Source organism: Chromobacterium sp. LK11 (assembly GCF_001043705.1).
Classification (GTDB): Bacteria; Pseudomonadota; Gammaproteobacteria; order Burkholderiales; family Chromobacteriaceae; genus Chromobacterium; species Chromobacterium alkanivorans.
Genome location: NZ_LDUR01000051.1, coordinates 51330 through 57736 on the forward strand (window position 1 = coordinate 51330; position 6407 = coordinate 57736).

Here is a 6407-nt window from a genome sequence, read left to right on the forward strand (position 1 = left end):
ACAGCTGAGGAAGCGGAATGCACAAATGGCACATGAGCATTTCGAAGCAGTTTTCAACGCGGTATCGCCGCAGCGCAGCAGATCGGAAACAGGCTCTTAAATGACAAGCTTATCCACAAGCAAAGGCAAACCATGCGCCGCCTCCTGCTCCTAGCCGCCGGCCTGACCCTGTCCGCCGCCGTCCAGGCCAAGACCCTGAATTTCTCCGGCTACGCCTGGGAAGTCCGCAATCAAAGCCAAAGCGGCCCCGGCCCCAACGACTGGGACGAAAACAACGCCTGGGTGGACGCCCAGGGCCGGCTCCACCTGAAGATCGCCCACCGCGGCGGCAAGTGGAGCAGCGCCGAGGTCTACCTGCCGCAGCGGCTGGGCTTTGGCCGCTACCAGTTCAAACTGATAGGCCGGCCGGATCTGTTCGACGACAATATCGTGCTGGGCCTGTTCAACTACCCGACGCCGGACGTGGGCCCGGACGCCACCAATGAGATCGACATCGAATTCGCCCGCTGGGGCAATCGGCAAAATCCGATGGGCAACTACACCGTCTACCCGGCCGTGCCCGGCCCCAAGCCCACCTCCTACGCCTTCGAACCGAATCTCAACGGCGACTACAGCACCCACCGCTTCAACTGGGACGCCAGCCGGGTGCTCTATCAATCGCTGCACGGCCACCAGGACGGCGACCGGTATGAAATGGCGCGCTGGAACTTCGCCCCGGCGGACCCCATGCGCCTGGTGCCGCAACAGCCGCTGCCGCCTCACATCAATCTATGGCTGTTCCAGGGACGACCGCCCAAGGACGGCAAGGAAGTGGAGATCGTGATCAAGGAGTTCTCCTTCATCCCGGCCGCCGCCAAATAAGACCCGCTAACAAAACCCCTGATCCTGCGTTGCGCCTCCTTGTCGTACTACTGGTACTGTAGCTTCGCAGAAACTTCGTTTTCTGCGTCGGCGCGCCTTGGCTCAGGTACGCTGCGCGGTTTTGTTCGCAGCTCTTAACGCGCAGCGGCATTTCTCGAAGAGAGCGGCAATGAAAACCCGGCCAGGCGGCCGGGTTTCGCGTTGCGGACAAACAGCGTCAAAGCTTGATCAGAGCCAAACGCTTGGGCCAATAACGCTCCAGCAAGGCAAACAGAATGGCCGCGGTCTCCACGTCCAGCGCGCCGCTGTAATCGCCGGCGCGGAAATGCATCTGGAAGGCGCGCACCAGTGCGGCGAAGCCGGCGTCGCCGCCCGCCGCCGCCACCTCATAGCCGTAATGTTTGAACGCCTCCAGCATCTTCTCCCGGCCGGGCAAGCCCTGCTGCTGGAACTGCTCTGTGTATTTGCGCTGCGTCTCCGCCTCCGGCCAGGCGCCCACGCCGGCCTGGTGCAGCTCCCGCCACGGGAACATCGGGCCCGGATCGCTCTTGCGGCCCACGGCGACGTCGGAATGGCCCAGCACGTTCACCGGGCTGATGTCCGGATAGCGCGCCAGAATGTTCCGCGCCAATTCCGTCACCGCCTCCACCTGCTGCGGGTGAAAAGGCGGAAACACCATGCCGCCCTTGTCCTCCCGCGCCAGATTGACGATTTCCACGCCGATGGATGAATCGTTCAGATTGCTGCGGCCATTCCAGGCACTGGCGCCGGCATGCCAGGCGCGGTCGTTCTCGTCCACCAGATTGAACAGATTCATCTGCTTGAAGCCGGCCTGCTGATAGCTGGGGTCGCAAGGGTCCGGCGCCAGATAATGCGCGCTCACCTGGCCGGAACCGGTCAGCGCCTTGATGGAGCCGGCGAAGTCCAGCGCGGTGTAATGCAGGATCAGGAAACGGACGCGTTTGTTGAAGCCTTGGACCGAGCGATAGGTATTGAACAGGATGGGCGTCATGAAGAATCTCCAGGAGGGGAATGGGAAGGGATGCGGCCGGCCAGACAGCCGGCACATAGAGTCTGAGTCCCCCCGGCCGCAGGGGTTCGGCGGGGGTGACGGGCGTCAGTTCAGCGCGAACAGGCCGCGACCCGCTGCAAAACCGGCGTCAATCGCGCCCCCCGCCCGGCGGCCGTCCGGTCTTAGAGTCCAGGCCCTTGGCCGCGGCCAGCTGCTTCATCAAGGCTTCCGACGGTTTTTCCGGCGGCGCATTGGCCTTGAACGCCTCCAGCCACTTGAGCTTGCCGTCCCAAGCCGGCAGCGGAGCCGGCGGCAGCGGCACGATCTCGTCCAATTCCGGCACCTTGGGGTGAGCGTAGGAGTAGTCGCTGAGAACATCGCTAATGATTTTGTAGCGACGGCTACGCTCATCATCCTGCTTCAGACCCAGGCCAAACCTCTCCTTATTTGAATCTGCTATTGGGCCAAAACCCTTTTGTAACTTGTAAGGAGCAGCCTCATCTCCCCATTTGGTAGCAAGCTGGAAGAATTTGACAGATTCTTCATTATCTTTTCCTGCTATTAGGTAGGCATACTCCTTTGCCGCCTTTCCATGCCCCTGCTCACCAGCACACTTCAGCATTTGGGTTCCAATAGCAAAGGGGCCTGGTTGCGCGATCGTCAAACCCGTCAGCTTGTCCCCCACCAGATACTGCGCTTCCGGGCTGCCCAGGTCCGCCGCCTTGCGGTAGTAGCGGTTGGCCAGTTCCTCGTCCTGCTTCACGCCGTAGCCGGCCTTCAGATAACTCCCCATATCGTAGTAGCCGCCGGGAATGCCGCGGTCTATCAGCTCCTGGGTCAGGTCCAGCGTTTCCTTGACCGGGTCGTCGCTGCGCGCCGTGCCCCGCCCTATCATGTCGCGCAAGTCCAGATTGGCCTTGTAATGGCCGTGAGCCGTGGCGATGCGGTAATAACGCTCCATCTCCGGGAAGCGCAGCGGGTCTTCCTTCTCGATCTGGTTCTTCTGCAACCAGCGGGCGTAGCGGTATAGCTGCTCCGCCTCCGGGGTCAGAGCCGGCAGATGGTCTTTCTCATACGCGCAGTTGAAGGCCAGCTTGGCTTCGACTTCTTTCAAATCAGGCACGGAACGCTCCTTGGCGCCGCAGGCGGCTAGGGAGCCAAGTGACAACATGACAAATAATAATTTATTTATATCCCCTCCTGAATTTCCCCTACACACAATCGTCCATCTATTTGATACACTATCAAATCAGAAATTAGAACCCATTAGATCGTACTCGCAAAGTAGCTAAGATAGCATTCCACAAAGCAATTGTTTGCGCCTCGCTAAAAGATGCTTTTTCTAAATCCTTACCATCCATTCTTGAATTTACCTTTGAGACAACTTGCAATAGAGGTACAGGATCTCCATCTCGTACATCTCGCGCATATGCGCGTTGACCATTCGACAAAGTCAACTTAATGTAGGGCAATTTAAGCTGATCTGCATGAGAGCTTTCTGCAACAAATGAATTCCCCTGAACAAAGTGCTCTTTATTTTCAGCATCCAAATAAGACTCATCTGTCGGAAGCTCAATTAAAACTTCCTTCAAATCAACACCGCTCTTAGTTTTTAATTTAGCAGCACGAATAATACGAAACTTACCATTCTTATCCTTTGCGATACTTTCACCTGACTTGGCTTCTTCGTCAACTGCATCATAGGATGTAACCCCAGAACTGGGACGATTGTCAGTAACAACTGACAGAGTTATATCTTCCAACCCCATTAAATGAAATGACAACTCAGGAGACTCATGGGCCAAAGATGGACCGACCATGAAACCATTCATAAAACAAACCCCAGCTTCTTTGGGAATTTCCGTATTATTTCGACCGCTGATTTTATTAGAGATACCAAGTAGCTCCTGCATTACATTTTGACTATTTGTTTTTGTATCTAACGAATTATCTTTAAGCTTAGTTGCATCCCAATGGTTAGCTATAATTCTTTTGGCATACCCATTTTCAAAACTCCATAGCTCATATGTACGCTGGGCAAGCTCAGAAACATCACTTCTGACTCTATCAAATATTACCCCTTCTTTTCCTTGTAAAGGAACCGTATCAATAAGCATTGGCTGCTTACCATTAGCAACAAGCGTTGTGAGTAACTCATTTTTACGCTTAACAAGAGCCATTCTGAACTGAACTAGGTTCATCGGCTGTACTTCGATTACTGTTTCTGTATCAAGATGCCCAGTATAAACATTTGCCACTCTGAAAGATGATTGATCAGGAATCAACGAAGCTGGCAAATCTACTAAAAACCGCCCAACACAATAAGTTTGCATATTAGACAAAAATGGCTCTAATTGTTGCTTTTCAGTAGCGGTCATCATTTTGGGTGAATCCTTGCAAGCGGCTAGCATGCTCGCCATTATTAAATTGACAAGTAATATTAATATTTTTCTCATTCGGGATATGCCAATGCTGTCTGCTTAATCGCTTGAGTAATCTGCACAATGGCACGCAAAGTAAATTGCTGAGCAGGCTGGCAATCTCGATAGGCAGGTTCATGCTCAGTCGAAACTCGCATTAGCGTCTTTGCGTTTGAATAAGGTGCATAGCCTGATCGGTGAGGAACAGTGCCATCTCCAGGCTCATCCTGATTTGCAAATTTGTATGCTTGGTGTTTTCCTGTCTTCCATCCACCACTCACAGGCGTAGCAACAGTCCTAGTTTCTCCAATCTCCGTTGGATCTAAAGCCCGTGCATTAAGAACATCTCCCTTTCTCTTACCCGAAAGTAGCTCTTCACCCCATGCGCTCTCTCCATGCCATGTTACATTACCAAAAGAAAGATGCTCTTCACTACTCCCATAAAATGCATGAGTATTTGAATGATATTGTTTTGATATAGAAGTATGGAAGTCTTTAACTATCTGTATAACAGTTTTAAATCTCTCCCAATTTCTATCTTTTGCAACTGTATCATTTTTTATGCCAGACGGGTCAATTAAATGATCTTCACACAAACTCCACCATTTTCCACGAACAGTGTATATCTCACGATATGGATCACCCGACTTTGGGAAAGAGTAACGATCTTCGTTAACCTCTATTTTGAGCCAATTATTTCCATACTCTGGCGTTGGCAACAACTGCAATGGGCCAGGGGATTGAGAAAGTACAGAAGTCATTTCCAATCCATTTCCACCAAGAATTTCACTAGCTACTGCACCTTCTACGCGCTTCTTGGCCCCTTGCCCTTTTCCTCCATTTTCAGTGCCGGCCTTCATTCGACGATATACTGCAGCAGCACCTATCGCAGGCATAACCCCATGAACAACACCAAGTATCTGATCTCTCATACCCAGCACTTCCGAACAATAGCGTGCGACTAACCCACCCATTGAGTGAGTTACCACAATTACCTTCTCGCACTTATGACCAAGCTTTTTCTGCTCAGAAATGGCTTTTTGGATTCTATTTTTCAGTAACTTAGCAGAACTAGCATTATCATCAAGCCAATTATACCCACATGCATATACGGGAAATGCATAGCGATAAGATAAAGCGACTTCATCCTCTTTTAGAGATGCCTCACCTTTTTCTGCGTTTAAATTTTTCCCTACAAGCATCTTGCGCGGAGAATAGTTCCAACCACCACAATGAAAATCATTCAAAGCCAAATAAAGATCGGCAAGATATTCACCGTAGCTCATATAGCCAACCTCCCCCCAGCCTCTATCTTTCAGCAATTTATTATTTAATGGAGTGCGCGAAGAAACTTTCCCTCCCTGAAAGACTTGCATCACGGCAGGGTCAAGACACTCTCGCCGCATTTCGGCCCCGCGCCCCAACCATGGCAGCATACTTCCAGCATCATTGAGCAACCATTTTATGCCTTTGCCTTTCCCTTGCGTGCAAATGAGATTACTACCCATAACTCCAGGGACAAAGATTACAGGGATAACCCTATCTGGATCAATTGTGCAGATTGCAAAGGAATCATTAGGGTTACTGGTAATTGACGACCAATATGGTTTTCCATCACGATCATATTGTGGAGAAATCTTTCGATCATCAGTCATAACTACTTCTCCGGCAACAAGTGCAACTTGATATTTTCAGTAAACAGGCTCCTCTGCAAACCTGTTTTCCCCTCGGCATCTGTAATGCCATGTATCACGGTTCCATCTTCCCTGATTAGCTTAAATGCTCGCCCCTTAACCGGTTTTCCGTCATAGGGCCACTTCATAACAAACTCCTCATCAAATTTAGACGAGGGCATTTTGTTTAATTCTTTTGCTAAGCTAGTGGGCCCGCTCATCTGGTGGCTGGCGCCTTTCACCGACACCTTGCCCGGGCAATGCAGCTCGATATTGCCGCCGGCGATGCGGATGTACGCGCCGCCGCTGACGTTGAGCAGGATTTCCTGTTTGGCCGCCACGGTGATTCTTTCCTTGCAGGAAGTCACCGTCACATCCTTGTCCGCGGTGACTTCCAGGCTGTCACTCTGCGCCTGCACCTGGATCTTGCCTTTGGCCGCA

Annotated in this window: 6 protein-coding genes; 1 reads left to right on the forward strand and 5 read right to left on the reverse strand. The window is 51.8% G+C overall.

Annotated elements, in window-relative coordinates:
* The first annotated feature begins 132 nt into the window (after nucleotides 1-132).
* Entirely contained in the window at nucleotides 133-861 is a 729-nt protein-coding gene (locus tag VK98_RS22255) for a glycoside hydrolase family 16 protein (RefSeq protein ID WP_048416099.1), read from the forward strand.
* 217 nt (nucleotides 862-1078) lie between these two features.
* Here the strand turns inward: VK98_RS22255 and VK98_RS22260 are convergent, their stop codons facing one another.
* The 5 genes from VK98_RS22260 to VK98_RS22270 form a co-directional block, all read right to left on the reverse strand.
* Nucleotides 1079-1873, reverse strand: a complete 795-nt coding sequence (locus VK98_RS22260; RefSeq protein WP_048416100.1) for an N-acetylmuramoyl-L-alanine amidase — start codon at nucleotides 1871-1873, stop codon at nucleotides 1079-1081.
* 148 nt (nucleotides 1874-2021) lie between these two features.
* Entirely contained in the window at nucleotides 2022-2996 is a 975-nt protein-coding gene (locus tag VK98_RS22265) for a DUF6396 domain-containing protein (protein WP_156188024.1), read from the reverse strand.
* A gap of 133 nt (nucleotides 2997-3129) precedes the next feature.
* Nucleotides 3130-4254 (reverse strand): T6SS immunity protein Tli4 family protein, encoded by a 1125-nt coding sequence (locus VK98_RS23955; protein WP_156188025.1) that lies wholly within the window; start codon nucleotides 4252-4254, stop codon nucleotides 3130-3132.
* A 71-nt stretch (nucleotides 4255-4325) separates the two neighbouring features.
* Nucleotides 4326-5948: a triacylglycerol lipase gene (locus tag VK98_RS23960; protein ID WP_156188026.1), complete on the reverse strand. Its 1623-nt coding sequence runs from the start codon at nucleotides 5946-5948 to the stop codon at nucleotides 4326-4328.
* Between the two features lie 2 nt (nucleotides 5949-5950).
* Nucleotides 5951-6407: DUF2345 domain-containing protein (locus VK98_RS22270; protein WP_048416102.1), on the reverse strand; the 457-nt coding region annotated here is incomplete at its 5' end.

Coding starts and splice junctions, on each gene's coding strand:
- VK98_RS23960 (WP_156188026.1), bottom strand. CDS start 5,948: ATGACTGATGATCGAAAGATTTCTCCACAATATGATCGTGATGGAAAA.
- VK98_RS22255 (WP_048416099.1), top strand. CDS start 133: ATGCGCCGCCTCCTGCTCCTAGCCGCCGGCCTGACCCTGTCCGCCGCC.
- VK98_RS23955 (WP_156188025.1), bottom strand. CDS start 4,254: ATGATGACCGCTACTGAAAAGCAACAATTAGAGCCATTTTTGTCTAAT.
- VK98_RS22260 (WP_048416100.1), bottom strand. CDS start 1,873: ATGACGCCCATCCTGTTCAATACCTATCGCTCGGTCCAAGGCTTCAAC.